The sequence below is a fragment of the Brevibacillus sp. BD137 genome, from assembly GCF_041644655.1.
In the GTDB taxonomy this organism is placed as follows: Bacteria; Bacillota; Bacilli; order Brevibacillales; family Brevibacillaceae; genus Brevibacillus; species Brevibacillus brevis_D.
Map to the genome: position 1 here is coordinate 38,648 of NZ_JAOTNO010000012.1, position 26,334 is coordinate 64,981.

Here is a 26,334-nt window from a genome sequence, read left to right on the forward strand (position 1 = left end):
ACTACTGATAGAGATGACAAGCGACCCAATGGTTTGGTGCGGCTTCCTGCCATTCAGGAATCTGTGCCGCGCATTGCTCCATGGCCTTTGGGCATCTTGTTCGGAAAACACAACCGCTTGGAGCGTTGGCAGGACTCGGCAAATCGCCCTGCAAGATGATGCGCTCCCGCTTGATTGTCGGATCAGGAATCGGAATGGAGGACAGTAACGCTTGTGTATATGGATGAAGTGGCTTTGCGTAAAGCTCGAAGCTGTTTGCCATTTCTACCATTTTGCCGAGGTACATCACTCCGATTCGAGTGGAAATATGCTTCACCATGGACAGATCGTGGGCAATAAACAAGTAAGTCAGACCCCTGTCCTGCTGCAAGTCTTCCAGTAGATTCACAACCTGCGCTTGAATCGACACATCAAGCGCCGAAATCGGTTCATCCGCGATGATAAATTCCGGCTCGACCGCCAGTGCTCGGGCAATCCCGATCCGCTGCCTTTGGCCTCCGCTGAATTCATGAGGGAATCGGTTCGCATGTTCCTTGGACAAGCCAACCAGCTCCAGCAATTCTTTGACCCGATCCGCTCTTGCACCACGGGACAAGCCGTGAATATCCAGGCCCTCCGCAATAATGTCCATGACGGTCATACGCGGATTCAAACTTGCTTGCGGGTCTTGAAAAATCATTTGGACGTCACGGTGGAACTGCTCTGCCTCTTTTCCTTTTAAGCGATGTGCATTTTTGCCTTTGAACAAAACTTCCCCATCTGTATTTTCATAGAGGCGAATCATCGTTCTGCCCAATGTCGACTTGCCGCAGCCGCTCTCGCCTACTAGTCCGAGCGTCTCCCCGCGATGAATGGTGAAGGTCACGCCGTCGACTGCCTTTAGCGAAATCCCATTCCCGATCTCAAAATGCTTTTTTAGATTTTTGACTTCAACCAACGCTTGGCTCATCTACGTCTGCCTCCCTGCTGCCACCAGTTCTTCCAGCTTCGGTGCCCGTGGATCATGTAGCCAGCATGCAGCTTGGTGACCCTCGGTGAATGTGGAAGCGTCCGGCATTTGCTGCTCGCATATTTCCATCGCAAACTGACAACGTGGAGCGAACGGACACCCTTTTGGCGGGTGGAATAAATCCGGCGGTGTTCCCTCAATCGGTACCAGTCGTTCCTTTTCCACACCATCGATCCGCGGTAGAGAGCGCATCAAGCCCCAAGTGTACGGATGCTTCGGATTTGCGAAAATATCCTCTACCTTGCCTGTTTCCACCACAATTCCTGCATACATAACCACGGCCCGGTGCGCGATTTCGGCTACGACACCCAAGTCATGTGTAATCATCACGATGGAGAGCTGCTGCTTTTCCTGTAATTCTTTGAGCAAGTCTAGGATTTGTGCTTGAATCGTTACATCCAATGCGGTCGTCGGTTCATCTGCAATGACGAGCTTTGGATTATTGGCGAGGGCAATCGCGATGACGACACGTTGCCGCATTCCCCCGGAAAACTCATGCGGGTATTGATCGACCCGTTTTTCCGGATCGGGGATACCGACCAGTCGAAGCATCTCCATCGCTTTTTTACGCGCCTCTTCTTTGCTGACCTGCTGAGTACGAACAAATCCCTCGACGATTTGGGCGCCGACCCTCATCGTCGGATTCAGTGCCGTCATCGGGTCCTGGAAGACCATCCCGATCTCAGCTCCACGAACCGATAGTAATTCCTTCTTACTCATCCCCGTGATGACTTTTCCGTCAAAACGAATCTGACCATCCACGATTCTTCCCGGCGGGTTCGGGATCAAGCCCATGATCGCTTGGGCGGTTACACTCTTTCCACAACCGCTCTCTCCCACTACCGCAAGCGTCTCGCCACGATCAACATGAAAGGTAACTCCCCGTACAGCCTGTACCTCTCCACCGTACGTTTTGAAATGTACGCGGAGGTTTTCTACTTGTAGCAAATGATCCGCCATGTCTGATCCTCCTATCTTCGTGGCGAGGTTACTCGCGAATTCTTGGGTCCAATGCGTCCTGCAAGCCATCACCGAAAACGTTGAAGGCAAACATCGTCAAAGAAATCATCAAGGCCGGGAAGAAAAGTCTCCACCAATCCCCTGTCAAAATGACGCCGAGTGCATCGTTAGTCATCGTGCCCCAGCTAGCGATTGGCGCTTGTACACCCAATCCCAGAAAGCTGAGGAAAGATTCTGCAAATATCGCCGACGGAATGGTAAACGTCAAGTTCACGATAATGACTCCGATGGTATTCGGAATCAGGTGGCGCAACAAGATGCGAGGGAATTTGGCGCCCAGCACCTGCGCTGCCATGATGAACTCCTGGTTTTTCAATTGCAGGATTTGTCCCCGAACGAGACGAGCCATCCCTACCCAACCGGTTGCGGACAATGCGATGATAATGGTAACGATTCCAGGCTCCATGACAACCATCAGCATGATCACCACGAGCAGATATGGCAATCCGTATAAGACCTCGATCAATCGCATGATGATGGTATCGATTCGGTCACCCTTTTTGCCTCGACCGGCCATGTATCCGGCAATACCGCCGACGGTCACTCCGATGACCAAGTCAATTAACGCTGCCGATATTCCGATAATCAGTGAAATCCGCGCTCCGTACCATGTTCGTGAAAACATGTCGCGCCCCAGCTCATCTGTTCCGAACCAATGCTCGCTCGAAATTTCCTGATTCGCATTCAAGAGACTCTGATCGGAATAGCTATACGAAACGAGATGTGGTCCAATGATCGCCATAGCTATCAGCATAACAATCAGGGTCAAACCCACCATGGCCAGCTTGTTTCTAACGAGCTTTCTCGCTACTTGTTGAAAATGAGTCAGGCTCGGTCGCATCTGGGCGATCTGTCCATCTGCTTTTTGAGCTCTAGGTCGAAACAACTCATTTACTGATTGATCTACCGCCATTGGCTACCTCCCCCTGCTCGATAGTTTGATTCGTGGATCGATAAATATATAGGCCAGATCAATCAAGAAGATAATGAGTACCAAGATGGCACTGTAGAATACTGTCGTTCCTAGAATAACGGGATAATCTCGATTGAAAATGCCATCGACGAAGTATTTGCCGATCCCTGGTACCGCAAAAATCTTTTCGACAACAAACGTTCCGGTTAACAACCCCGCGATAAGCGGTCCCATAAACGTGACGATCGGCAAAATCGCGTTGCGGATTCCGTGCTTGATCACTATCAGAAAAGTCGGAATTCCTTTCGCCTCAGCGGTCCGTATGTAATTCTGGTTCATCACGTCAATCATGCTCGTACGCATATAGCGTGTAATGATCGCTAAAGGTCCAAAAGCAAGTGCGAGTGAAGGCAGAACCGAGTGTTTCCAGCTGGCAAGCGTAGCTACTGGGAATAACGGCCATTTAATTGCCAAGTAATTAATGAGCAATGGCGCCATGATAAAGCTGGGTACAGCAATTCCTAATACAGCCATGACCATTGCCGCATAATCAATCCAGGTATTTCGGTTTAATGCCGCAATTGTTCCGAATAAAAGTCCGAAAAAAAGGGCAACCGCTATCGCCTGCAAACCAATCATTGCAGATGCTCCGAAGCCATCTTTGATCATATCATTGACACCGCGTGTCTCCGACTTAATAGAAGGTCCTAAATCGAGCATGACCAAACTTTTTAGATAAAGCAAATACTGCATCGGCAGCGGTTCATCCAAATTGTATTTGGCACGCAGATTGAACAATATTTGCTCGGGCAACTGATCTGACTCCGACGCGAATGGATCACCAGGGATCATATGCATCAAGCTAAAAGTCAACGTTACAATAATCCACAAGGTGAGTACCATCATCAAAATTCTTTTGAGTAAATAACGCGACATCTATACGCCCCCTAGTCCAGACTTGCAAAAAGATTGAGAAAATTCAACGTACCCTCCTTTTGTTCTAGTTCAAAAGGTTGACTTTTCAGCACCGAGAAGATGGAGAGAACCGAACGAAGGAGGAGCGCAGTGTAGGCTATCTACATGAGCACCGGACTTCGGAGGTGAACGCCATATTCGATGTCGAATTCGCTTTCTTGACTACTTCGTGATCAAAAGACAACTTTTTGAACAACCTCTTTAACGGAAATTGACCTAAAACATTCCTTAATTCAACAATATAGTGCCGTAATTATTTAATGTCAATTCTGATTTTTTTATTTTTTACATCGATTCATAAAGGAATTTGCTGAAAGTTGTCAAATATAAAACAATTAATACGGAAAATTTCCCTAAAACATCCCTATTTAAAGCTTCGTGGTCGCGACAGCTCGCATACCCATCTGATGGGTTATATCTTATCTATATAAGAAAGACTGGCATACTAAGATGCAAAAGAAAGGATGGATCTCCTTCCTGACGAATGGTTTATCCCGTAGTTTAACTTTTTTGGAGGATATTTTGATGATAAAAGTTGGCATAGTCGGTCCAAAAGATTCAGTAGATGCAATGCTAGCTGTGGGTCGTGAGTTTTCCGATCACATCCTACTCACCTCCTTTGTTTATCAAGGAGTGGAACAAGTACCTGCCTATGTAGCCGAAAATGATATGGAAACAGATATCTGGTTCTTCTCTGGAGTCGCCCCCTATTCGATGGCAAAAGCGCATATCGGCAAGAAAAAAGCCTTTTATCCGCAAGTCAATTCAAGTGTCCTGACCAAAGTGTTGCTCGAATTGGTATACCGCGATGGTCTTTCTTTAGATCGTGTGAGCTTCGACACCATTTCGGAAGCGCATTTTCGTGAGACTTTAGAGGAATTGGGCCTACACTGTGAGAATCCATACCTAAAGCCGTATAAAGAATTCCGAAAGCGAGCTGAATTGGTAGCCTATCACACCCGCCTTATCCAGGAAGGCAAAGTAGACGCTTGTGTGACGGGAACGCTTTACGTCACCGAAGAATTAAAACGACAAGGAATCAGAGTATACCGAATGGGCTTCACGCGCTTTATATTTCGAGAGATTTTCAAGCAAATTCTGCAAGAGGGTGAAACGCTCCACTTCAAGCGCTCCCAAATTGCTGTTCAATTGATTGAGGTATCCGACATGGAAAGGCTCGTTAATGAACCTGCAAACGCATACGAGCTACGGCGCCTCGATTTGAAGCTACAAGAGCTCGTACTTGATTACACAGAGTCGATTTCCGGTAGCTTCGTCGCAGTCGGCAATTCCAAGTTCATTATTTTTTCCACCCGCGGATCATATGAAGACAATCCAGATTTTCACCCCACGATCCTTTTGGAAAAAATTAAGCTGCTCACCCACTCGCACGCGAATATGGGAATCGGCTTTGGTGTCACAGCATTGTCTGCGGAGCGCAACGCACAGCTTGCTCTCGGTCACGCCAAAAACCATCAGGATGCCGTGATCCTTGTTGACCATGACGGTTCGATTGAAGGTCCGCTGCGTCAGCCGAACAGCATCAGCTACGAATATTGGACACAGGACAAAGAAATCAGCGAAAATCTGAAAAAAGCTGGTGTCAGTATTACGACGTTTAACAAAATCATTTCCGTCCAAAAAGCACTGGGGCAAAAATATATCAGCGCTTCGATGATCGCGGAATGGATGGGGATGACACCTCGCAATGCGCGAAGAATCTTAAGTGACTTGGCTGAGCACAGCATTATCGAACTTATTGGGGAAGAGACGCCAACGAACCGAGGGCGCCCACGGAAAATTTATCGTATACTCCCCTCGCCACAAACCACTTAATTGTTTCTCCTTGAGAAAGGCCTAAGCTTGTGATTTCCAGAAAACTTTTGTGGATCATTGCTGGTCATGCATATAAGCTATCCAACTATTATGCGATTAGGGGGTCATACACATGCCCGTTCATCCACACATTCAACAAATATTAGACGTCTTCAACCGCTCACGCCATGATGTTGACTTTGACCAATTGACACCACAGATAATGCGAATGGCGACTGATCAAAATCGAGATTCAGGCGCGGAACGTGAACAGGTAAAAAAGGTAGAGAATCTCTCGCTTCCCTTAGAAGGTCGTTCTATTCCGATTCGCATATACATACCAGAAGGACATGCCCCCTTCCCTGCACTTGTGTACTTTCATGGGGGCGGCTTTGTGATTGGCAATCTTGATACAGCAGACTCGGTATGTCGCAACTTCGCAAATAACGCAAAATGTGTGGTCATTTCTATTGATTATCGGCTCGCTCCTGAACATCCTTTTCCTGCTGGATTGGAAGATGCCTATGATTCTCTTCTTTATATTTCAGCTCATGCTGATCAATTTGGCATTGATCCATCGCGGATAGCGGTTGGGGGAGATAGTGCCGGAGGTAATTTTGCCACAGTCGTGTGTCTCATGGCGAAAGAACGACAGGGGCCGCCTATCGTATTTCAATTATTAATTTATCCAGCCGTAGGAATTGTGGACACCACTCCCTACCCATCCATGCAGGAAAATGCGCGTGGCTATTTGATGGATGTGGAATTGCTGAATTGGTTCCTCTCTCATTATCTACCGCCTTCCGATCTGCAAAATCCCTATCTTGATCCAATCCATGGTGCAGATCTCACTGCCCTGCCTCCTGCCATGGTGATTACTGCCGAATATGACCCTTTGCGAGATGGCGGAAAAGCGTATGCTGACAAGCTACGCGATAGCGGTGTCGATGTCGTCTATCGGAATGAACAAGGCTTGATCCATTCCTTCATCGGATTCCATACGACTATTAAGCAAGCGCAAGAATCGTTGGATGAGATGTCGGCGCAATTACGAAAAGCTTTCAAAATATAGGTCGTATTGGATAAACAAAGCGTAGGCATCAACATGGTAGGAAGGATGAAATCATTGACTAGACATTCAGAAGACAAAGTGACCATTCGCTTCGTTCGCATCGAGGATGCGGCAGCCATTTTATCTATGCAACGTGATGTGTTTTGCGAAGGTGAATTTTTCATTGCTGTTTCCGAAGAGTTCAACAAAACCATGGAGCAGCAGCTTGAGTGGATACAAAGCATCATCGACAATGACAGGGACACCATGTTCGTAGCGGAAATAAACGCGGAATTGGCTGGCATGGTCGTGTTCGTATCTCCGGCTCGCAAGCGTTTGTCTCATACAGGTTTGATCACAATGATGATCCAGAAAGCTCACAGAAATAAGGGCATTGGCAAGGCTTTATTACAGGAGTTGTTAGCTTGGGCAGAGCAGCATCCGCTCATTGAAAAAGTGAGCTTAGGGGTGTTCTCCAACAATCTGAGAGCGATCGCTTTATACAAAAGCCTTGGATTTGTGGAAGAAGGACGAAAAGTGAAAGAATTCAAGCTGGCTGAGAATGAATACGCAGATGATATCCTGATGTACAAATTCGTATAGTGTCCATTCGTTTTCCTTCCATGCAAAAAAAGGACCTTTCCATCAGGTCCTTTTCTTATGAGCAAGTAAGCTGCTCTATACCGATTTCGATGGCTGAACAGCTTGTTTCTTTTGAACACTGGCAACAATCACACCCACGACGATTAACAAGGAGCCTCCGACTTGAATCGACGTCACCTGCGAGCCAAGCAGTAAAAACCCGACCAGCATCGCTACAAAGGGCTGCAAGTTAAGAAAAATAGCTGCTTTGCCCGTGCCTACCACCTTTAATTGCTGATTCCAGACAATTCCACATATTCCTTGCATGAGGATCGCGGTCAAAATGAGCATCGCCCATGCCCACACTTCATGGCTGATTTGCGCCCCCGGCTCGATCGTCAACATCGCCGCGGGAGTCAAAAACAACGTGCCAACCGTCGTCGAGTAAACAGTGGCAATAAACGGCTGGATGGTTTGCGTTAGTTTGCGAATGATGATCATGGAAGACGAGAATGCGACCATGGCAATCACAATGAGTAAGACTCCCTTGGTAATGGAGAGTCCAGCCCCAATACCGACAACGAAGAATGTTCCCATGAGCGCCAAGCCAGACCCAATCTTCATACGCAAAGTAAACTGCTCCTTCAAAAACAAAGAGGCCAGCACTGCGGTGACGATCGGTGACAAGGAAAGAATCAACGATGCCGTTGTCGCGTCTGTCGTCAAGAGCCCGTTGAAATACGCCGTTTGATTCGCCAGCGTCCCGATTAAGCCAAGCAATACAAGAAGCCCTAGCTCACGCGCTGTGATTTTTACGAATTTTTTGGCCAGCCACGCGTAAATGATGAGAAACAGAGATGTGAAAAGCAAGCGTACATCTGCCAAAAACAACGGAGGAAACTCTTTAACCAGCATGCTTCCGAACACAAAATTACTGCCCCACAACGTCACACAAAAAAGCAATAGCAAGTACGACCGAATCATGATTGTTCCTTCTTTCACCCGATGCATTATTCTTCCGTTAGCTATCGTACAGGAGAGTGAGAAAAAAGTCCATGAGCTGATCTGCTATTGTTTGATGGAAATTATCCTTTATTCATCAATTCAGCAACTTCCTCGACATAAACCCATTCTGACATCCCTGGTTTCCAAACTTGTAACTTCGCCGTGTCAACCTGCCCCATTTCAATCACCCAATGAATATCGTTATTCCGTAAAGGATACAGCGGCATCCCATTCTCGACCAACATCCATTTATCATGATACGTCCGGACGGTAGGAATTCGCCCTATGCGATTATAAGATTGATCGTAATGATACATAATTGGGTTATTTGTCACCAATAGCGATGCCATATAAACATAAAAATCTTCCAGAACCTCTGTGAGGATATTTGACCTTCTGGATTGAAATATATGGTCAGGTCTGAACTGAATGTAGCAAACCTCATCAACTGCCGATGTAGCTTGAGCGTATTGTGACCATGTCAAATACGATGGATCGAGATTCATTTGACCTGATCGCCAATAGATCCCTTTCGAGCTAAGTACAACCCCCTCCTTTACCTTATTAAAAATAAACCTATTGGAACAGAATGCAAGAATAGATTCCCCGTCTGCTGAGCCATAGTATTTATCGATCAACGTTAGATATTTTGAAGATAATCTTGTACTCGAAATAAAATTATAATCATTGTCATATCGATTACACAATGCTTCCATGTACGCAACATCGAGATTTACGTTCTCTTCTGATCCTTGAAGCTGGCTATTTTCCTCTAATAAATTGTAATGATATTTCATCATTACCTCCTCTTAGAAGTTTGCGTGCCTTTAAGTACAGAAATTGAAAGATCGCTGGACTATTCTTAGCGACAACAATGGGAAAGAGAATTACAAAGCCTAGCCAGCGAATCATCTTAAATAGCGGATTTATTCCCCAATAAAAAAAATTTATAATAAAACTCCCATCCTCAGATATTCGATCTATCCAATTTTGAATATGCTCATTATCTGGGAAAATTGTATGACATCTCCGGAAATGGTCAAGGGCCTCTTTATATTCCTTATTACCATAAAGAATCTTCCCATAGGTAAGATTCATTTCAAGATCATTCGGATTTAATTTCAGATATGACTTTAATTCTTTTCTAGGTTCATTTGCCCCAAAATGAAATAATATTTTGATCAGCCGAAGGTGATGAACTTGACTTTTCGGATATAACTGCACAATACGTCTGTGAAGACTTTTGATTTGCCCCGCATAAACAGCACCATCTTTATCGATTTCATCCTCTTTTTCTAAATATTGGATGATTTCTAATGCTGTACTATCTTCGGGATTAATAGTTAGTGCCAAATGTACCAGCTTTTTTGCTTCATCTTTTCTTCCTAAAAAATATTGCAACCGACCGTACGCTACATAATACTTCACAAATTGAGGGTTCAAAGCCAGAGTGGTTTTAAAGGCATCTTCGGCTTCCTCAAACATACACAAACGAAGGTACGTGAAACCTAACAGGCCATGCATTGACGCACTATCTGGCATGAGTTTCATCCCGGTCTGTAATAGTTCAACAATTGTGTCAAGTTCAAGCTTATATTCTTCTAAAATCGTCGGGTGTTTTATCCCCGTAAAAATAAAGGAATCACCGTGTTTATCCTGAACTTTGGCATTCAAAGTAGTAGCAAGATCCAAATAATGAAACCCCTTATTTGAATTGATTTCAATTGCTTTTTTCCCATGAAAGATCGCTTCCTCAAATTGATACAGCCCTCGATATAACAGTCCCAATAAACAATGTACTTTGTCGTCTTCGGGATACAAGCTAACCAGACGTTTGAGGAGTTGCGCTCCATCTTCATCTTGGCCTAAATAATAATGCGCCCAACCGGCCTGTAATGTCCCATCATAATGATCTGGAACATGACGCATTAATTGACCGTATTCTTCCAGCACATGATCATACTTTCGATTTTCATAAAAAAAGTCCATTCTTTTTATGATCTGTTCTACTTGATTGTCCTTTGTCAAATTCTCGGTCGACATTTATCCATCCCCCTGAACTAATGATGAAGACTATATCAACCTACCGAACTGCCTGATATAATGCTCCACATCGTTATACAACCCGCTTTGATTGGAGTATTTCACGTAATTTTTGGCCGTTTGCAACCACTCTATTGTGGTAGGCTTTACCACCTGTAGAGCATTCTCCATATCCTTCATCATGATAGGCCGCTCTACGCCTGAGTCGAGGATTTCTTCGAGAACCGCTTCCGTAGCTCGTTCGATCACATTTTCAATATCCGCTCCTGAGAAAAATTCCGTCGTTTTTGCCAGTGTATAGGTATCGATGTCCTTCGAGAAACGACCCTTTAGTTTTAACTCAAAAATTTGCTTACGCGCTTCCAGGTCAGGTGGTGCTACGAACACTAATCGGTCAAAACGGCCTGGGCGTTTCAACGCATGATCTACGTCCCATGGCATATTCGTGGCTCCGATAATCAGCACTTGATCTGTACTCGTATCAATGCCCTCCATTTCGGTTAGAAACGTATCGATAACACCCCTCATATAACTACTAGAAGACTTGGACCGACTGTAGCCGATCGTATCAATCTCATCAAAAAACATGATACTCGGTTTTTGTGCACGAGCTTTTTCAAACATCGCCTTCAGATTTTGTTCGCTTACGCCGATATATGGGTCTAACACGTCTGTGATATGTACTGGAAAGAAGTTAGCTTTGCATTCTCCAGCAGTCGCGCGAGTAATAAAAGTTTTTCCGCAACCAGGAGGTCCATAGAGAAGTACTCCTCCACCGATCTTCTTCCGAAATTTCGAGAATAGTCCTTGGTTGAAAAACGGGCTAATGATTCTGATTTGGATCGTTTTTTTCAACTCCACCAAACCCGCTACATCTGCAAAAGTTACCTTGTTTAAGCTTGTAATTTCAGTCGGTTCTGGTTTCTGACCCCCATCAATAACTTGAAAGCCTGGATTGTTTTTTATCGAATAGGTATAGGTTTCACTTCCGTCACACGTCTCATCTGATACCACTTCTTCGTTTTGGTCATTGTTTAACGGGTCTTCTGTATTACGAATGATTGGATCTAAGCTTCTTTCGCTTGTGCTTTGTTGTAATTGCTGAGTCGATGTAGTTAATTCTTGCAGCAGGTTATTTCTGAGTTCGTGATCATCGCCGCAATATGTCAGCCCTTTAGAGAATGCACTTATCGCTTCTAGCCAACGGCTGTTACTCGCTAATTCCTTCCCTAGCCAATAAAAAGTTGTGGCATCCTCTGGTTGTCTTGCGGAAAGCTGTTGAAGCCATTCTATTTTTTCCATTATTAAACTACTCCTTTTGTAACATAAAAATAAAAGCAACCATTCTAACCAGTTATTTACACATAATCTTTTAATCGGTATTTCTGCGTTTTTATACAGGGGTAATAAGACCTAGTTCTTATTACTTATTCAAAAGTGTAAAAAAGGACAAAAAACAGAGATCTTTTTTCGATCTCATGTCTTTTGTCCTCTTGTTTCAATTCACTATTTCCGTTGAACTAACTTCAGGCCCTTCTGCTTCCAATACTGAATTGTGTGTATCAATCTGCCCTGTCTCTTCTACTGTCGACTCTTTCGCTTTCTCTTCCTCTTTCACTTCCGACTTCTTCTCTGGCTGCGTCGGCGCGATTGCACTCGCCACGAGTGCCGCGTATTTTTGCGAGCCTTCCTTATTCGGGTGAACACCGTCTTTGTAAAAGTAAGAGCTTTGCCCTTCACTTGCCGTATACCAATCCACAAGAACGACATGTGAATGGGCAGCAGCCGTTTCCGCCAGCATCTTATTCACGACGCTTTCCCACGGTTTAGGTACGCGAGAATTAATGAGAATGATCTGCTCTACACCATCCAGTGATTGCAGCAGTTTGTCGAGCTGCCCTTTACTAAATGCGCCGTTCGAGCCTAATTCAATCACCACGCGATTTCCCAATTGGCCTTTTGCCTTGAGCTGCGCAATTACGTCAGGAGCTTGCGCCATTTGCCTTCCGATTTTGGCATCTACGACGATTCCTGGCAATAGTTTCTCCATGTAAGGAGCCACATCAAGCATGACAGAGTCACCGATCACAGTGATCCCTTTACCAGAGCCTATCGCTTTGATCGGTTCCTGTTTTTGGTCAGGCTGTTTGGAAGCATTCGAATCTTTCTGCTTCTCGGCAGGCTTCTGCTTTTGTCCGTTGTTAGTTGGCTTCTGCTCATTTTTCGGTTTTGTAGGTGGAGTAGCTGGTTTTTGAACCGTTTCCGGCTTCTTCTCTACGATTGGCACCTCAGGACCATGAGGCTTGTCGGGGACCTTCGTCTCGTTGACCGTTTGAGTTGGCTGCGTCACATTTCCTGCGGTCGCATCTGACGTGAGCGAAGCGATCCCATAATACGTAACACAAAGAGCAATCGCGCAACCAGTGGCCAAAACACGGTTTAACCGTTTTGTTTTCTGCCCTGCCTTATTGGATGGATTCCAGATTTTCCCTAATGCACCATAGCGAATAGGCTCTTCGAGATATTTCCATGACAACGATGCCAGCAAAATGCTTGCGAGGAGCTGCAAAACCGCTCCAGGTATCGCCATCCACTCCCGTTCCGCCAAAAACGGATTCGTCCAAACGATAACAGGGAAATGCCACAAATAAATACCGTAAGATCGAACGCCAATCCAGCGCAGCGGCTTGCAGCCCATCCATTTCGCCAAGCTGCTTGCCGGATGTGCGAGTACGGCGACCAGCACGGCACTGACGACAGACAGAAGGACGAGCCCGCCTTCGTACAAATAGTCATCATATTGATTCGTGTTCCAAATGCTGTACAAAAGAATCCCTAAGCTCAAGAGACCGCTTAGATCAAGCGTAATTCGCGCTTTTTGTGAAATGTTCGTCGTAAGCAAGCGACTCGGCCACATCATGGCGAGTGCGGCACCGATCAACAATCCGAATACGCGTGTGTCCGTTCCGTAATATACACGACTCGGATCAAGACCTGGCTCATACAATACAGCCATGAGGATGGCGGATAGTACAGCCAGCACCAAAGTAATGATCATGATTGGCCCCCTGCGCTTCAGGAAGCGGAGTCCCAGCGCGAGTACCAGCGGCCAAATGACATAGAACTGTTCTTCGACCGCCAATGACCACAGATGGCCTAATGGTGAGGGCGGACCGAATTTTTCAAAATAAGATATGTCATGAAAGACCAGCCACCAGTTGCTCATGTACAGAACGGCTGCTCCTACATCTCCTCGAATGGTTTCCAACTGGGCTGGGGAAAAGATGGCTACCCCTGCCACTACCACAAACAGCATGAGGAACAGCGCTGGGAGCAGTCTTCTGGCACGGCGCAACCAAAAGTTTTTCATGTCGAGTCTGCCATTTCGATTCCATTCTGCAATTAATAAGTCTGTAATTAAATATCCCGATAAAACGAAGAAAATACCGACACCTAGCAATCCACCGGGTGCCCAGTCGTAATTCAAGTGATAAATAATGACTGCGAGTACCGCCAGCGCACGAAGCCCGTCGATCCCAGCCATGTATCGACTGCTGGAGCCTTTGATCGGTTCAGGCATGCTGGTGGCCTCCCATCGTTGCATGTTGGCGAGTGATTAATTCGTTCTGATTATTGTTTCTTTTCGTACCCATCGTCCTTTTCATATTTTTATGGTGATTCTTCGTGCTCGCCATGCAAAACATTTCATTCTCCCCTTTTACCTTCCGTTCTGTTATTGTCCTTTGTTGTTGGGGGCAGTCATTACACATCGGGAATTGCGTGCTCTATGAATGCAAAAACCCCTGTTTCTGGAATCGTGCGAAAGCGGGGGTTGGTCTCGTTCATTATCTTTATGGAAAATGAATTCTTCCCATCATCGTTGCCCGTATTCAGGATGTGATGAACTACTCACTATCTCGTTGTTTTTGGTTTGCTTACTCCCTTATATATGCATCACACCTTCCTTATAGTGGATGGTCTCACAAGGAAATTACCCGGTCCTTGTCTTTTGTTAGACTCTTGCTGAGTAGTTGTGTGTAACCTGATTATATGACGGTTTCGGGGGATAACTCGTTACAAACTGTTTACATTCTGACCCTATTTTTTCCCGGTAAAAACGCGGAACAAAAAAAGAAGCTGCTGGTATACTTTCCCCCATCAGCTTCACGATTGTTGATCATCGCAGACCACCACTGTCAGATGCAAAATGCAACGTGTTTACTTGTCACAAAAGATTTACGGATCAACAGCCTGCATTCGTTCGTAAATTTTGCGAGTTGTATTGACATTCCTGATTGTCATTTGTTGATAAACCTTTGAGCCAATAAGTTTCTACTAGATGTCATGTCAAATCCAAAAGCTTGTATGTATCATCTCTTCCAATTGGTGAGGAATGGTTGGTCTGGAATCGGTATCCCCCGAAGGAAAGCGACATCAACCACGGTCATTCCCCTATCACTACCATTTTCGCCAATCGAAACGGGAAACACAAGACAAAAATAAAATCCCCATCGATTACCAGCACCGACGAGGATTTACGCTTGATTATCCCAATTTAAATATGATGAGTAAATAAATAATTCAAGAAAAGACCACCGCTGACAACTGCAATCACCATGCATGCGATGCCACTTTTCACCCGTTCGGAGAGCAATCGCATAAATCCAAGACAGAAAAAGACTCCTGTGACCAAAAAATAAGCGACTCCAACCCAAAAAACATTCCAAGGCAAGCTCGCAAAATCTACGTTACCCACACGTGAACACCATCCCTGTCCAATTCTACTGATTACTTCTAGGTACGATACTCCATTATAGCATTTGTTCACGCTTACTTTCCCATTTTTGTTCAATGCGTAACAGAAGTGTCATATATCCTGTCTTCATGTTTTCTACACAATCGTTTGGTACGCTTTCTCCAACAGCGAAAAGGAGGAAAAAGTGCACATGAACAAACGGAAAATACGCCCATGGGCTTATCCACTGGTTCTAGGTGGCGTTTTGCTGTTATCGGCATGCTCAACTGCCACTGACAATACCACGATGGATCATAATGGACACAACATGAATTCTTCACCCGAAACACCCTCACAGGCTCAACCCCAACCGATGGCCGCATCCAGCGACTCGTCGATGGAGGTACTTACAGGCACTACGTTTACCCTCACGGCAAAAGAAAATATGCTCCACCTCGATGACAAGACCATGAAAAACGCATGGACGTACAATGGAACCGTTCCAGGTCCACAGCTTCGTGTCAAACAAGGGGAAACCATCAGCGTGACGTTGAAAAACGAATTGCCCGAGCCGGTCACGATTCACTGGCATGGCTTACCCGTCCCGAATAACATGGATGGAATCCCTGGGGTTACCCAAAATGCTGTAAAACCAAACGAAAGCTTCACCTACAAGTTCAAAGTGGACGTTGCTGGGACATACTGGTACCACTCGCATCAAAACAGCGCCAAGCAGGTAGACAAAGGGTTGTACGGTTCACTTGTGGTGGAACCAGCTACGCCAGAGCCTGTTGATAAGGACTTTACCCTCGTTCTGGATGAATGGATGCAGGACGATAGCATGGCGGAAATGCACGGAAGTGGCATGAGCCATGGCACCAGTGCCCCTTCTTCCGATAGCTCGTCCACTGGTGGTCACAACATGGCCAGTATGGAGATGCCCATGAGTGACGCTGAGATGATGCCGCTGATGTATACGATCTTTTCCGTGAACGGAAAAACAGGCCCGGCAATCCAGCCGCTATCTGTTAAAGAAGATGAGAAGGTCAGAATCCGCCTGGTCAATGCCGGATACTTGAACCACAAGCTGAATCTGCAAGGTCATGAATTTAAAATTGTAGCAACAGACGGGCAACCTATCAATAACCCGCCACTAGTAGGCGGCCAGCTCCTCAATATCGGACCAGGAGAACGATATGATCTCGAATTTGTCGCAAACAATCCAGGCAAATGGTTACTAGAGGAGCGCAGCACAAATCCAGGCGCCAAGTCCCTTGTCGTGCCCATCGTCTACGAAGGCTCGGAATCAAAAGCAGCCAAATCCGAAGCTGGCGATATGCCGACGATAGACATTACCAAATACGGTGAGGCGGCAAAAAGCAGCTTTACACTAGAGCAGAAATATGACATTACGTATCAAATGGATCTGAACACGGAAACGGCAGATGGAAAAATGGCCTTTACCATCAATGGTAACACGTTCCCAAATGTCCCTCCGCTCAACGTCAAAAAAGGAAATCTGGTCAAAGTCACACTGGTGAACAAATCCCCAAAAGATATCCACCCGATGCATTTGCATGGACATTTCTTCCAAGTATTAAGCAAAAACGGTCAGCCTATCTCAGGCTCTCCTCTGGTTAAAGATACGCTGAACATTTTGCCGGGTGAAGCTTACGTAGTGGCCTTTGAAGCTGACAATCCAGGAGACTGGATGTTCCACTGCCACGATTTGGGCCACGCTGCGCAAGGAATGGTATCCGAAGTAAAATATGAAGGCTTCAAGCCAGATTTCGTCGTCGATCCTACTGTCGGCAACATGCCGGAATAGCCACAGAAAAAAGCAGGAGCCTTCATGGCTTCCTGCTTTTTCATTACGCCAACACACCGTCCAAAGACGTTTTCCATTCTACGCCACTCGGAAATACATCCTGTACGTGCTGTCTCAGCTTGTCATTTTGGCTCAATTCCGGACTCAAGATCGATACCAGACCGCTATCCTCTCTCGTGCGGATCAAACGCCCGATGCCTTGACGCAGTCTCAGTAGCATGTAAGGCATATCTACCTCGTCGAAAGGATTTGCTGCACTTTTTCGTTTTGCTGTAAACACCGGATCATTCGGCGGGAATGGCAATGACCAAATAATCACATTGGACAGCGAAGGCCCCGGTACATCTAGCCCTTCCCACAGGCTGACCGCACAGAGGCTGCTTTTCTCGTCATTTTGGAACTGAGAGATCAGATGGCTGATTTCCGCATCTCCTTCGAACAAGAATCGCAGATCCGTACAGGTAGGCTCGTTTTTGATAGCTGCCTTGAATTGCTGTAATTCCTCCATGGAGGAAAACAACAACAGCGCACTACCCGCTGATTTTTGCAGCAATTGGGTAGCCTGTCTCATTTTTTCCGCAAAAGAGTCGGTCGCAGATAGGGTGGGTACGTAAGCCTCCATTTGCTTGTCGTATTCGTATGGAGAAGCCACCGAGAACGACAGATATTGCTCAATGCCCAAGCTGTCCGCCACATAGTTGAATGATCCATCAACAGATAGAGTCGCCGACGAAAAGACAATCGGCATCTTTTGTGAGAATACACGCTCTTCCAGTACTTCCTGCACCTTTTTTGGCATGACGACCAAGGTCGGCCCAGTAATCTCTTCACTCATCCAGGAAATGACGTGATCCGGGTCTTGGAAAAGTCCCAGTGCCAGCTGCATCATTTCCAGATGCTCCTCGACAATTCGCAGCTGGAACTCGTCCAACGTATACAGACCACCCTCTAGCGCCAGCTCTTCCTCAATCCAACTGACGAGACTCGTAAAACGATGGATGGTTGCAAGGAGTTCCGGATGAAAATGGATTTCTTTGCGGTTGGAGCCCATCACAGCCTTGCTCTCTTCGTTCAATCGGGAGAACATCTCCTCGCTCTGGGCAATGGCTTCTTCAATGGCAATAGCGAGCTCTTCCCTGATCTCCCCCTTCAAGACACGCGTAATCGTTTCTTCAAAGATGGAGTGATTCAGCTTGTACGTCAATGCTTTTTGGGCAGCAGGCTCCAACAGATGACCCTCGTCAAAAATGACCGAGCTATGCGGCGGCAGCAACGGTAGCTGACCTCCGCGCTTGCGGATCTCATAAGTCCACACATGCTCCATATAAAAGTCATGGGAGCAAATGATCAAATCGGCTGACTGACGATAATGATTTCTGGATAGGGTCTGCCCACAGCGGTGCTGTCTGTCGCACACAAAGCAATCCTGAAAAGTATCCCAGTTCATCTGCGCCCATTCTTGGTCATCCAGATCAGGATATGTGCTGCGATCCCCGTACGGATAAAATGACTGCAAGGCCTCATGTGTATGAACAAACGATGGCAGCTCTTGATAAATATGCTGGAAAGCTTCACCTGTCTCAGGCTGGAATCTCGCCTCATCCAGCTTGCGCAAACAGACATATTGGTCCGGAGATTTTCCGAGTCTCGCGTCAATCTTCAGGTTGAGATGGCGAGCCAGTTTGGCAATATCGCCTTCCGGTTTTACGAGCTGCTCAATCAGCGACTCATTCGCACAGGCAATGATGGCGGGCTTTCTGGTATATCGTGCATAGCAGATCGCGTACAGCAAGTAAGCCAATGTTTTCCCCGTGCCTACTCCCGCCTCTGCAAAAATCGTTTGCTTTTCTATAAAAGCCCGTTCAAGCTGAAAGGCCATGTAGATTTGCTCATCACGCACCTCGAATCCAGCCTCAGGCAATACTTCATAAAAAACGTCCGCTACCCATTCACTCACCTGAGAGATGAACGGCTGGGACGGATCGTAGTCAAAAGGATAACGTTCCAATTGTGACCTGCCTCCAATAATGTAAAGAATCGTCAAGCATAGATGCTAACATGTTATGATGACATGTCTTGACGATAAACACAATACAGATGAGAGAAAAAACCATTCCTTTTCGTGGTAAGATAAGGATGGTAGAAAAGTAGAATAAAACAGGAGTGAACAAGCCAATGGAAAAAGTAATGTTTATTGAAATTGGAATGGGCATCGACATGCATGGTCAAAACGTCACCAAAGCCGCAGTCCGCGCTGTTCAAAATGCTATCCATCATAATTCGATGCCTGGATTGCGTTCTGTCCTGCCAGGAAACGATATCCATAACATGAAAGTACATGTGAGACTTGCCGTTCCTGCTGACAAGGACAAGCTCGACTTGGAAACGGTTCGTCATGCACTGCCTTACGGGGAAGTCTCCTTCGAAATCGTCGATGGCGGCATGCTGACAAGCAGCGGGGTCGTGATCGCTGAAAAAGAGGACAAGAACGACCTTGCCTATATCGTCATCGCTTCGGTAGAGGTCGGCTATTAGAATCCCGGCTCATCTACTACCTGTGGGCGAAACTGATAGCGCTCCAACGCTATTTCTCCTGCTGCTGACACGACTATCCCTTCGCTTTCCAAGGCCATTTTTTGCAGCGTGAACGAATCCAAATCTTGCAATCCGATCTTTCCTTGGGCGTTGATGACTCGATGCCAAGGAAGCTGGTGCTTTTTGGACATGGAATGCAGGATGCGAACGATTTGTCTGGCAGCTCTCGGACTCCCGGCCAACGCTGCAATTTGCCCGTACGTCATGACATGGCCCGCTGGAATCCCGGCAATGATTTTTAATGCGCGCTGCGTAAATTCGGTCATGATGACGACTCCTTCATGCTTGATCAAATCAAAAGGCTTGTGATTCCTTGCGATCACAAGCCTTTTCTTCTTATTTCAGGTTAAAACAGTCTTTCCAGCTCGTCAACCAGACTGCCGACGTAGGCAACCGCCTCGCGGATTGGCTGCGGATCTGACATATCCACGCCAGCTTTTTTCATCAGCGCAAGCGGCGTCAGCGTCCCTCCGGCTTTGAGCACCTCGATCCAACGATCAACGGCAGGCTGTCCCTCTTGCTTGATGCTCGCTGCCATTGCGGTAGAAGCGGTCAAACCAGCTGCATACGTGTACGGATACAGCCCCATGTAATAGTGCGGTTGGCGCATCCATGTAAGACTAGCTGCATCGTCCAGATCAACTGCATCCCCCCAGAAGTCTGCGAGCACTTGCCCTTTCCATTCGGAGAGCTGTTTGGCAGTCAATGGTACGTCATTTTGCGCTGCTTCGTATACTTTTCGTTGCATTCTCGCTTCTAGCAGATGCGTAACAAAGTTGTGGTAATACGTATTCATCAATTGCAAAATGACCCAGCGCTTCAGACGAGGATCGTCGGATTGCTCCACGATGTGCTGCGCGAGCAAGAGCTCGTTGAGTGTGGAAGGCGCTTCGATAAAGTACAGCGATGGACGAGAGTTCGTAAAGCTTTGCTCTCTTGTCGCCAGCATAAAATGTCCGCAATGCCCCAGCTCATGAGCCAGCGTGAAAGCACTGCGCATATTTCCCGACCACGTAATGAGAATGTAAGAGTGCTTGCTGTATGTCGTTGAGCAGAACGCACCTGTCGATTTGCCCACGTTGTCTACGTAGTCAATCCAGCGTTCATTCAGTGCTTTTTCCATAATGGCGGTATATTCAGGCCCCATCACTTGCAAGGATGCCAGTATCTTTTGCCCAGCTTCTTCAATCGTAACTGGCGGGCTGAATTCCGGGTCAAGCGGTGCCTTCAAATCACAAAAGGCCAGCTTCGCAAGACCGAGCTCTTTTGCTTTCAGCTTCGCATAGCGTCGCATGTGCGGAGCGAGTTCATTCCCGATGATATCCAGGATGTTGTGATACATATCCAGTGTAACTTGCTGTGGCTTAAGCAGCATGTCCGTTACGGTTTCATAGCCACGCAGACGAGACATGACGGTTTGTCTTTTCACCTCTGACGCGTATACCGCAGCGAAGGAGTTTTGGTAGGAAGCGAGTGTCTTCGAAAAGGATTCGTACGAAGCACGGCGCAGCGTCGTATCGGAAGACATCTCATAATCGGTCTCAAACAGCGCGAAGGATACTGGACGCTCATTTCCCTCGCCATCATGGACGGGTGCAAATGACATGTCGGACAGCTTTCCGCGCAAGTAAATGTTGTATGGTGCACCGAAAACCTCGCCCATCGCCGCAAACGCTTCCTCGGTCTCAGCAGACAGTCGGTACGGCTTTGTTTCCAGCAAATCTTTCAAGCTTTTGCGGAATGTTTCGAGTCCTGGTTCTTCCTTCAAGAAGCTCTCGATTTTTCCTTCAGGCAACGCCAAAATCTCGGAAGGTATAAAAGAAAGCGCAGCGTTTAGCTGGGATACGACATCCCCTACCCGTGCAGAGTTCGCTTGGTTTTGTGGATTCGTCCCGTCTTCAGACGACCGCAGTCTGGCATACGTCGCTGCGACACTCGCCCGAACATTGAGCGCCTCATTTGCCTCCAAGCATGCCAACAACGTCTCTCCACTCTTATGCAGCTGACCTTTGAATGCAGTGACGACAGGCAGATCCTGTATAATTTCTGCTAACTCTTGCTCCCACGCTTCCTGGCTCTCAAACAGATCGTTCAGGTTCCACGTATACTCGACAGCGACTTGATCACGTGTCTGTCTTGTCTTCACTCTGACTGCCTCCTTTAATTCTGCCAATAAAATATTTTTTATGTACTAAAATTGCCTTTTCATTTGAATTTTCCTACAATTAATCAAAATAAACAAGTGGATAACTTGCTCGAAATAGGCCGTAATCTGTCTTTTTCTGCGCTTTCCTAGGAAATTCTTTCAAATGATAAGCAGGTGATTTTGGTGGGTAAGGTTAAATAGATAGAATGCAAGTAAGCCTTTTGTTCTTAAAAGGAGGAAATGAACCATGTCTTTTGAAATCTTGTTTGACCGTTACGCTGATCTCGCAGTAAAAGTCGGCGTCAACGTACAGCCTATGCAAACGTTAGTCGTATCTGCTCCGCTATCTACTGCTCCCTTTGTAAGAAAGGTGGCCAAAAAAGCGTATGAAGCGGGTGCCAAGCACGTTCATATTGATTGGACCGACGATGAACTCACACGGATGAAATATGATTTGGCTCCTGATGAAGCGTTTCGTGAATACCCGCAATGGAAGGTGCAGGGATTAGAGGAAATGGCGGAAAATGGCGCGGCGTTTCTCTACATTTCTGCGGCGAATCCCGATTTGCTGAAGGGAGTAAGTCTTGACCGCATTTCTACGGCTAACAAAACAGCTGGTCAAGCTCTCCATAAGTTCCGCAGCTATACCATGTCCGATAAAGTGAGCTGGTGCGTGCTAGCTGTTCCATCACCTGCATGGGCAGCCATGGTCTTCCCGCATTTGCCACAAAAGGAACAGGAGCAAGCCCTGTGGGATGCCATCTTCCGCGCCACTCGCGCAGATATGGATGACCCTGTCCAAGCTTGGCATGACCATCATGCGACATTGAACAGCAAGGTGGATCAACTCAATGCCAAACAATACCGCTATCTCCATTACGAAGCTCCCGGTACCAATTTGACGATTGAACTGCCTAAAAACCACATTTGGATTGGTGGCGGTGGCGTAAATAAAGACGGCGTCTCCTTCATGGCCAATATGCCGACAGAAGAAGTATTCACTGCGCCGTTAAAAGAAGGCGTCAACGGAACCGTTCGTAGCACCAAGCCCTTGAGCTATCATGGGAATTTGATCGAGAACTTTACGCTGACTTTTGAAAAAGGAAGAATTGTCTCGGCAACTGCTGAAAAGGGAGAAGAGTCCCTGAAGCAATTAATTGAGACAGATGAAGGTTCACATTATTTGGGTGAAGTGGCGTTGGTTCCTCACCTGTCCCCTATCTCGCAATCAAATATCATTTTCTATAACACGCTCTTTGATGAAAATGCGTCCAACCACTTGGCGATCGGAAACGCTTATAGTGTGAATATTGAAGGTGGCGCTGACATGAGCAATGAAGAACTGGCTAGTCGCGGTATCAATATCAGCCTCACTCACGTCGATTTCATGATCGGCTCTGCCGAGATGAACATTGATGGAGAAACAGCTGACGGCAAGCGTGAACCGCTATTCCGGAACGGAAATTGGGCTTAAATCTAACACGAGATTGACATAGCGAGAGGCTGGATTTCGTCATCACCATGACAAATCCAGCCTCTTTTTTCTCGCATACAACCACTTTTTGCAAAGCGCTTTCATGAAGGGGAAATAATCGGATACAAATGTCCCTGCATGGCAAAGGACGCTTTCCCCGTTTCCTCGGAGACAACAACGATCAACGCATCGCTTTTTTCACTCAAGCCCAACGCAGCACGATGTCTGGTTCCCAGCTTTTTTTCCCCTACCACAACCTGAGATAATGGCAATACATTGGCAGCGGACACGATATGATCTTCCCGAATCAGGACGGCCCCATCATGCAAAGGGCTGCCAGGATAAAAGATCGATTCCAGCAAGGAATGGCTCATCGTGGCCTCAATCGGTATGCCTGCTTGCAGCAGCAGATCAAGTGGGTCCTCACGCTCAACGACAATCAATGCTCCTTGGCGCCTTTTGGCCAAGTGCTGAACAGCCTTGGATAAATCCAGATATTTTCCTGTATAGGGTGAGAGATAGCATTGTAAATAAAAGGAGGCTGCTACTGTTTCGAGTCGGCTAAACTTCGTCCGTATTTGATCAAACGTCCCGAGCACACATTCGTTTTCATTTTTTAAAGCATGGATGCTCTCATCCAACGTAACGGATATTCCCCTTAGCTCTTGCAGCAATTCCTCCTTCAGCGATGATGTATCACAGTTAACTTCCAGCATATGAACCCCTCAATTTCCATTTCTCTTCACGCTTCGTTCTTTGTTTGATTGTTCCCCTCCCTCTAGGAAATCATTCTATTTCCTAGATGACAATTCCACTGCAAACCGGACATAGTAAAACACAAATGATCAACAGCTTCTGGAGCGAAACCGACATGATAACGGAATGGAATGAGTTTCTTTCCATCGCACAAGACTCCAATGATTTTAAGCATTTCCCCCTACTGAACGAGGAAACTTTTCGGTGTAGTGATTCCGGCGATTTTGATGCTTCTCTTGTTTTTATTCCTTTTCGAATACGCTCACCCGAATAACTTGTTCCCGATGTTTTCGCATAACTTTACCGCCTTATTTGCCTCTGCCAAAGACGCGGTTATCAATTATATGGGCTTTGAATTACTGGTCATCTACTACCCGTTTATCAAGCAAGCAGCCCACTCGCAAAAATGGGCGCACGCTGGCGTCCTTTTCAGCACATTCGTACGGCTCCCTTGCTCATGACACTCGATTTTTATGGGAAAGTAAGCTTTGTTTTTATTTATGGCTATATCCCGCTGCTGTTCTTGCTCTTCCTCCTCTGGGGAAAAAAGCGAGGTACCGCACGATACCAGACTCCCAGTGCGGAAACAGAAAAAGCCCGATAGAGATCTATCGAGCAAAACGTGCTGCGATTGTAATGCCAGCTCCTGACAAAGCTTCACGGATGCTCTGTGCGAACTCCAACGCATGGGCACCGTCGCCGTGAATACAAATGGAATCGGCCTGAATCGGGATATCAACGCCTTGCTGGGACAGGACACGTCCGTCGCATACCATACGAATGACTTGCTGGAGGGATTGCTGTTGGTCCGAAATGATCGCATTCGGCTGACTGCGCGGTGTCAGTGTACCATCCTGTTGATACGTACGGTCAGCAAAGACTTCGTGCGCCGTGATAAGACCGATTTTTTCCCCTGCACGCGTTAACTCGCTTCCGGCCAAGCCATACAACACTAGTTCCGGATTTACTTTATAGATAGCCAACGCGATAGACTCAGCCAGAGCAGGTCTTGTCGCTGCCATATTGTACAAGGCCCCATGTGGCTTCACATGATGCATGACGCCCCCTTCTGCCCGTACAAACCCTTGCAGGGCACCGATTTGGTACACGACTAGATCGTATGCCTCTTCAGGGGAAATCTCCATGTTGCGGCGACCAAAGCCGACCAAATCAGCGAATCCGGGATGGGCACCAATTGCCACACCTGCCTTCAAAGCCATTTGCACTGTTTTTCTCATCGTCGCAGGATCGCCAGCGTGGAAACCACATGCCACATTTGCAGAGGTGATATAGGACAAAATTTCTTGATCGTTGCCCAACTGATAAGCGCCAAAGCTCTCTCCCATATCACAGTTTAGATCTACTGTTTTCATCTTTTTACCTCCATCCCGCGGTTACTTCTATACTAAGCTTGATCGCCTTCATCCATGAATCCCTCTCGATAAGCGCCTTTTGAGCATCGCGTAGAGAAATTTCTTGAAAGTGGATCTTTTCGCCTGGCCGCAACTGGGCGACGATCGGCAAATCTATCGTTGGCACATAGCCTATCTTCGGATAACCGCCAATGGTTTGTCTGTCTGCCATCAGGATAATAGGTTGACCGTTTGGCGGAACCTGTATCGTACCAATGGTGACCGCAGCCGAGATCAGTTCCATTGACTGTGTAAGTTCAAGCGCCGGTCCTGTTAAACGATACCCCATCCTGTCTGATTGAGGAGACACTTGATAGGTTTGTTCGAAAAAGCTTTGTCGACTCTTTTCCGAAAAATCTGCGAATTGCTCGCCTTGTATCACCCGTACAACCGTTTCTCCATTTTTTACAAACGTACTTGAAGGAATAAACCAATTCGCTTGGTAAAAGGGAGCTGCTCCTGCCTTTTTTTCCAATTGGTTAGCGAGAAATTGGCTGAATGAACCTGGAGGGCTTTGAATTAGCTTATCTCCTGCCGCAAGCATTCTACCCGCAAAGCCTCCGAAGCCTCCACGGAGATTCGTACTACGACTTCCCATCACAACTGGCACATCCCATCCGCCTGCGACTGCGAGATAGGCGCGACAGCCTTCCTTGGCCAGGCCAACCTTCAAGATGCTTCCACTCCTGATCCAGACTGCTCGATTGGGCAAGACGGATCTATCATTGATCGTGACTTTGAAGTCACCACCACAAATGGCTATGAGCATGTCCTTATGAAACAATAAGCTAGGACCTCTCATTGTCAGCTCCAGAACCGCATCTGTTTGTTGATTGCCAACTAACATGTTCGCAATCTGTACAGCTTGCCTGTCCATCCCCCCACTGACACTAACCCCAACCTGCTGAAAGCCAAATCTACCTGTATCTTGAACGGTCGTGCAAAGTCCTGGCGTAATCACCTCTATACTCACTA

23 protein-coding genes and 1 pseudogene are annotated in these 26,334 nt (G+C 46.7%); 7 read left to right on the forward strand and 17 right to left on the reverse strand.

Features of this window, described 5'->3' with window-relative positions; genetic code table 11:
• Nucleotide 1 precedes the first annotated feature (1 nt).
• The 4 genes from ODZ53_RS22350 to ODZ53_RS22365 are packed head-to-tail and all read right to left on the reverse strand — an operon-like array spanning nt 2 to nt 3,878.
• On the reverse strand, nt 2-949 hold the full coding sequence (locus tag ODZ53_RS22350) for an ABC transporter ATP-binding protein (protein WP_015890974.1): 948 nt from the start codon (nt 947-949) through the stop codon (nt 2-4).
• Nucleotides 950-1,969 carry an ABC transporter ATP-binding protein gene (locus ODZ53_RS22355; protein WP_026134040.1) on the reverse strand — a complete coding sequence of 340 codons (1,020 nt, stop codon included), beginning with the start codon at nt 1,967-1,969 and terminating at the stop codon, nt 950-952. It abuts the gene before it with no gap.
• Nucleotides 1,970-1,997: 28 nt separating this feature from the next.
• Nucleotides 1,998-2,942, reverse strand: coding sequence for an ABC transporter permease (locus ODZ53_RS22360; protein WP_372680152.1), 945 nt, complete (start codon nt 2,940-2,942; stop codon nt 1,998-2,000).
• A 3-nt stretch (nt 2,943-2,945) separates the two neighbouring features.
• Complete coding sequence (locus ODZ53_RS22365; RefSeq protein WP_372680154.1) at nt 2,946-3,878, reverse strand: ABC transporter permease; 933 nt, start codon at nt 3,876-3,878, stop codon at nt 2,946-2,948.
• A 564-nt stretch (nt 3,879-4,442) separates the two neighbouring features.
• Here ODZ53_RS22365 and ODZ53_RS22370 point away from each other — a divergent pair.
• From ODZ53_RS22370 to ODZ53_RS22380, 3 genes are all read left to right on the forward strand, one after another.
• The gene (locus tag ODZ53_RS22370; RefSeq protein ID WP_372680156.1) at nt 4,443-5,753 is read left to right on the forward strand and encodes a helix-turn-helix domain-containing protein; all 1,311 of its coding nucleotides are present in this window, start codon (nt 4,443-4,445) and stop codon (nt 5,751-5,753) included.
• A 112-nt stretch (nt 5,754-5,865) separates the two neighbouring features.
• Complete coding sequence (locus tag ODZ53_RS22375) at nt 5,866-6,804, forward strand: alpha/beta hydrolase (protein ID WP_372680158.1); 939 nt, start codon at nt 5,866-5,868, stop codon at nt 6,802-6,804.
• 54 nt (nt 6,805-6,858) lie between these two features.
• On the forward strand, nt 6,859-7,386 hold the full coding sequence (locus tag ODZ53_RS22380; RefSeq protein ID WP_372680160.1) for a GNAT family N-acetyltransferase: 528 nt from the start codon (nt 6,859-6,861) through the stop codon (nt 7,384-7,386).
• A 75-nt stretch (nt 7,387-7,461) separates the two neighbouring features.
• Here ODZ53_RS22380 and ODZ53_RS22385 read toward each other — a convergent pair whose 3' ends face one another.
• The 7 genes and pseudogenes from ODZ53_RS22385 to ODZ53_RS22415 form a co-directional block, all read right to left on the reverse strand.
• Complete coding sequence (locus ODZ53_RS22385) at nt 7,462-8,349, reverse strand: DMT family transporter (protein WP_372680162.1); 888 nt, start codon at nt 8,347-8,349, stop codon at nt 7,462-7,464.
• A 101-nt stretch (nt 8,350-8,450) separates the two neighbouring features.
• Complete coding sequence (locus ODZ53_RS22390) at nt 8,451-9,170, reverse strand: hypothetical protein (protein ID WP_372680164.1); 720 nt, start codon at nt 9,168-9,170, stop codon at nt 8,451-8,453.
• Nucleotides 9,133-10,413, reverse strand: a complete 1,281-nt coding sequence (locus tag ODZ53_RS22395) for a tetratricopeptide repeat protein (RefSeq protein WP_372680166.1) — start codon at nt 10,411-10,413, stop codon at nt 9,133-9,135. Before ODZ53_RS22395 ends, ODZ53_RS22390 begins: the two co-directional genes overlap by 38 nt.
• A 30-nt stretch (nt 10,414-10,443) precedes the next feature.
• Complete coding sequence (locus tag ODZ53_RS22400; RefSeq protein WP_372680168.1) at nt 10,444-11,715, reverse strand: AAA family ATPase; 1,272 nt, start codon at nt 11,713-11,715, stop codon at nt 10,444-10,446.
• A gap of 196 nt (nt 11,716-11,911) precedes the next feature.
• Nucleotides 11,912-13,993 (reverse strand): acyltransferase family protein, encoded by a 2,082-nt coding sequence (locus ODZ53_RS22405; protein ID WP_372680170.1) that lies wholly within the window; start codon nt 13,991-13,993, stop codon nt 11,912-11,914.
• 656 nt (nt 13,994-14,649) lie between these two features.
• Nucleotides 14,650-14,745 (reverse strand): annotated as a pseudogene (locus tag ODZ53_RS22410) (DUF1697 domain-containing protein); the annotation flags it as partial.
• A 223-nt stretch (nt 14,746-14,968) separates the two neighbouring features.
• A complete protein-coding gene (locus tag ODZ53_RS22415; protein ID WP_016740466.1) occupies nt 14,969-15,169 on the reverse strand; it encodes a hypothetical protein in 201 nt (66 codons plus the stop codon).
• 190 nt (nt 15,170-15,359) lie between these two features.
• Here ODZ53_RS22415 and ODZ53_RS22420 point away from each other — a divergent pair, with 190 nt between their 5' ends.
• Nucleotides 15,360-16,976 (forward strand): multicopper oxidase family protein, encoded by a 1,617-nt coding sequence (locus ODZ53_RS22420; protein ID WP_372680172.1) that lies wholly within the window; start codon nt 15,360-15,362, stop codon nt 16,974-16,976.
• Nucleotides 16,977-17,019: 43 nt separating this feature from the next.
• Here ODZ53_RS22420 and ODZ53_RS22425 read toward each other — a convergent pair whose 3' ends face one another.
• Nucleotides 17,020-18,984, reverse strand: coding sequence for an ATP-dependent DNA helicase (locus ODZ53_RS22425; protein WP_372680174.1), 1,965 nt, complete (start codon nt 18,982-18,984; stop codon nt 17,020-17,022).
• Between the two features lie 167 nt (nt 18,985-19,151).
• Here ODZ53_RS22425 and ODZ53_RS22430 point away from each other — a divergent pair, with 167 nt between their 5' ends.
• Nucleotides 19,152-19,511 (forward strand): Lin0512 family protein, encoded by a 360-nt coding sequence (locus ODZ53_RS22430; protein WP_087347516.1) that lies wholly within the window; start codon nt 19,152-19,154, stop codon nt 19,509-19,511.
• Here ODZ53_RS22430 and ODZ53_RS22435 read toward each other — a convergent pair.
• Together ODZ53_RS22435 and pepF are read right to left on the reverse strand one after the other, a co-directional pair.
• Complete coding sequence (locus ODZ53_RS22435) at nt 19,508-19,837, reverse strand: MGMT family protein (protein ID WP_087347579.1); 330 nt, start codon at nt 19,835-19,837, stop codon at nt 19,508-19,510. The genes ODZ53_RS22430 and ODZ53_RS22435 overlap by 4 nt on opposite strands.
• Before the next feature lie 80 nt (nt 19,838-19,917).
• Nucleotides 19,918-21,717, reverse strand: a complete 1,800-nt coding sequence (pepF, locus tag ODZ53_RS22440; protein ID WP_372680176.1) for an oligoendopeptidase F — start codon at nt 21,715-21,717, stop codon at nt 19,918-19,920.
• Between the two features lie 247 nt (nt 21,718-21,964).
• On the opposite strand from pepF, the gene ODZ53_RS22445 reads away from it, so the two are divergent.
• The gene (locus ODZ53_RS22445; RefSeq protein ID WP_199926815.1) at nt 21,965-23,191 is read left to right on the forward strand and encodes an aminopeptidase; all 1,227 of its coding nucleotides are present in this window, start codon (nt 21,965-21,967) and stop codon (nt 23,189-23,191) included.
• A gap of 101 nt (nt 23,192-23,292) precedes the next feature.
• Here the strand turns inward: ODZ53_RS22445 and cdaS are convergent, their stop codons facing one another.
• Entirely contained in the window at nt 23,293-23,907 is a 615-nt protein-coding gene (cdaS, locus tag ODZ53_RS22450) for a sporulation-specific diadenylate cyclase CdaS (RefSeq protein ID WP_372680178.1), read from the reverse strand.
• A 249-nt stretch (nt 23,908-24,156) separates the two neighbouring features.
• Here cdaS and ODZ53_RS22455 point away from each other — a divergent pair, with 249 nt between their 5' ends.
• On the forward strand, nt 24,157-24,408 hold the full coding sequence (locus tag ODZ53_RS22455; protein ID WP_372680180.1) for a GerAB/ArcD/ProY family transporter: 252 nt from the start codon (nt 24,157-24,159) through the stop codon (nt 24,406-24,408).
• 147 nt (nt 24,409-24,555) lie between these two features.
• On the opposite strand, the gene ODZ53_RS22460 is transcribed toward ODZ53_RS22455, so the two are convergent.
• Nucleotides 24,556-25,320, reverse strand: a complete 765-nt coding sequence (locus tag ODZ53_RS22460; protein WP_372680182.1) for a LamB/YcsF family protein — start codon at nt 25,318-25,320, stop codon at nt 24,556-24,558.
• 4 nt (nt 25,321-25,324) lie between these two features.
• Nucleotides 25,325-26,332: a 5-oxoprolinase subunit C family protein gene (locus tag ODZ53_RS22465; RefSeq protein ID WP_372680184.1), complete on the reverse strand. Its 1,008-nt coding sequence runs from the start codon at nt 26,330-26,332 to the stop codon at nt 25,325-25,327.
• Nucleotides 26,333-26,334: the final 2 nt, after the last annotated feature.

Coding starts and splice junctions, on each gene's coding strand:
- ODZ53_RS22350 (WP_015890974.1), bottom strand. CDS start 949: ATGAGCCAAGCGTTGGTTGAAGTCAAAAATCTAAAAAAGCATTTTGAG.
- ODZ53_RS22355 (WP_026134040.1), bottom strand. CDS start 1,969: ATGGCGGATCATTTGCTACAAGTAGAAAACCTCCGCGTACATTTCAAA.
- ODZ53_RS22360 (WP_372680152.1), bottom strand. CDS start 2,942: ATGGCGGTAGATCAATCAGTAAATGAGTTGTTTCGACCTAGAGCTCAA.
- ODZ53_RS22365 (WP_372680154.1), bottom strand. CDS start 3,878: ATGTCGCGTTATTTACTCAAAAGAATTTTGATGATGGTACTCACCTTG.
- ODZ53_RS22370 (WP_372680156.1), top strand. CDS start 4,443: ATGATAAAAGTTGGCATAGTCGGTCCAAAAGATTCAGTAGATGCAATG.
- ODZ53_RS22375 (WP_372680158.1), top strand. CDS start 5,866: ATGCCCGTTCATCCACACATTCAACAAATATTAGACGTCTTCAACCGC.
- ODZ53_RS22385 (WP_372680162.1), bottom strand. CDS start 8,349: ATGATTCGGTCGTACTTGCTATTGCTTTTTTGTGTGACGTTGTGGGGC.
- ODZ53_RS22390 (WP_372680164.1), bottom strand. CDS start 9,170: ATGATGAAATATCATTACAATTTATTAGAGGAAAATAGCCAGCTTCAA.
- ODZ53_RS22395 (WP_372680166.1), bottom strand. CDS start 10,413: ATGTCGACCGAGAATTTGACAAAGGACAATCAAGTAGAACAGATCATA.
- ODZ53_RS22400 (WP_372680168.1), bottom strand. CDS start 11,715: ATGGAAAAAATAGAATGGCTTCAACAGCTTTCCGCAAGACAACCAGAG.
- ODZ53_RS22405 (WP_372680170.1), bottom strand. CDS start 13,993: ATGCCTGAACCGATCAAAGGCTCCAGCAGTCGATACATGGCTGGGATC.
- ODZ53_RS22420 (WP_372680172.1), top strand. CDS start 15,360: ATGAACAAACGGAAAATACGCCCATGGGCTTATCCACTGGTTCTAGGT.
- ODZ53_RS22430 (WP_087347516.1), top strand. CDS start 19,152: ATGGAAAAAGTAATGTTTATTGAAATTGGAATGGGCATCGACATGCAT.
- ODZ53_RS22435 (WP_087347579.1), bottom strand. CDS start 19,837: ATGACCGAATTTACGCAGCGCGCATTAAAAATCATTGCCGGGATTCCA.
- ODZ53_RS22445 (WP_199926815.1), top strand. CDS start 21,965: ATGTCTTTTGAAATCTTGTTTGACCGTTACGCTGATCTCGCAGTAAAA.
- cdaS (WP_372680178.1), bottom strand. CDS start 23,907: ATGCTGGAAGTTAACTGTGATACATCATCGCTGAAGGAGGAATTGCTG.
- ODZ53_RS22460 (WP_372680182.1), bottom strand. CDS start 25,320: ATGAAAACAGTAGATCTAAACTGTGATATGGGAGAGAGCTTTGGCGCT.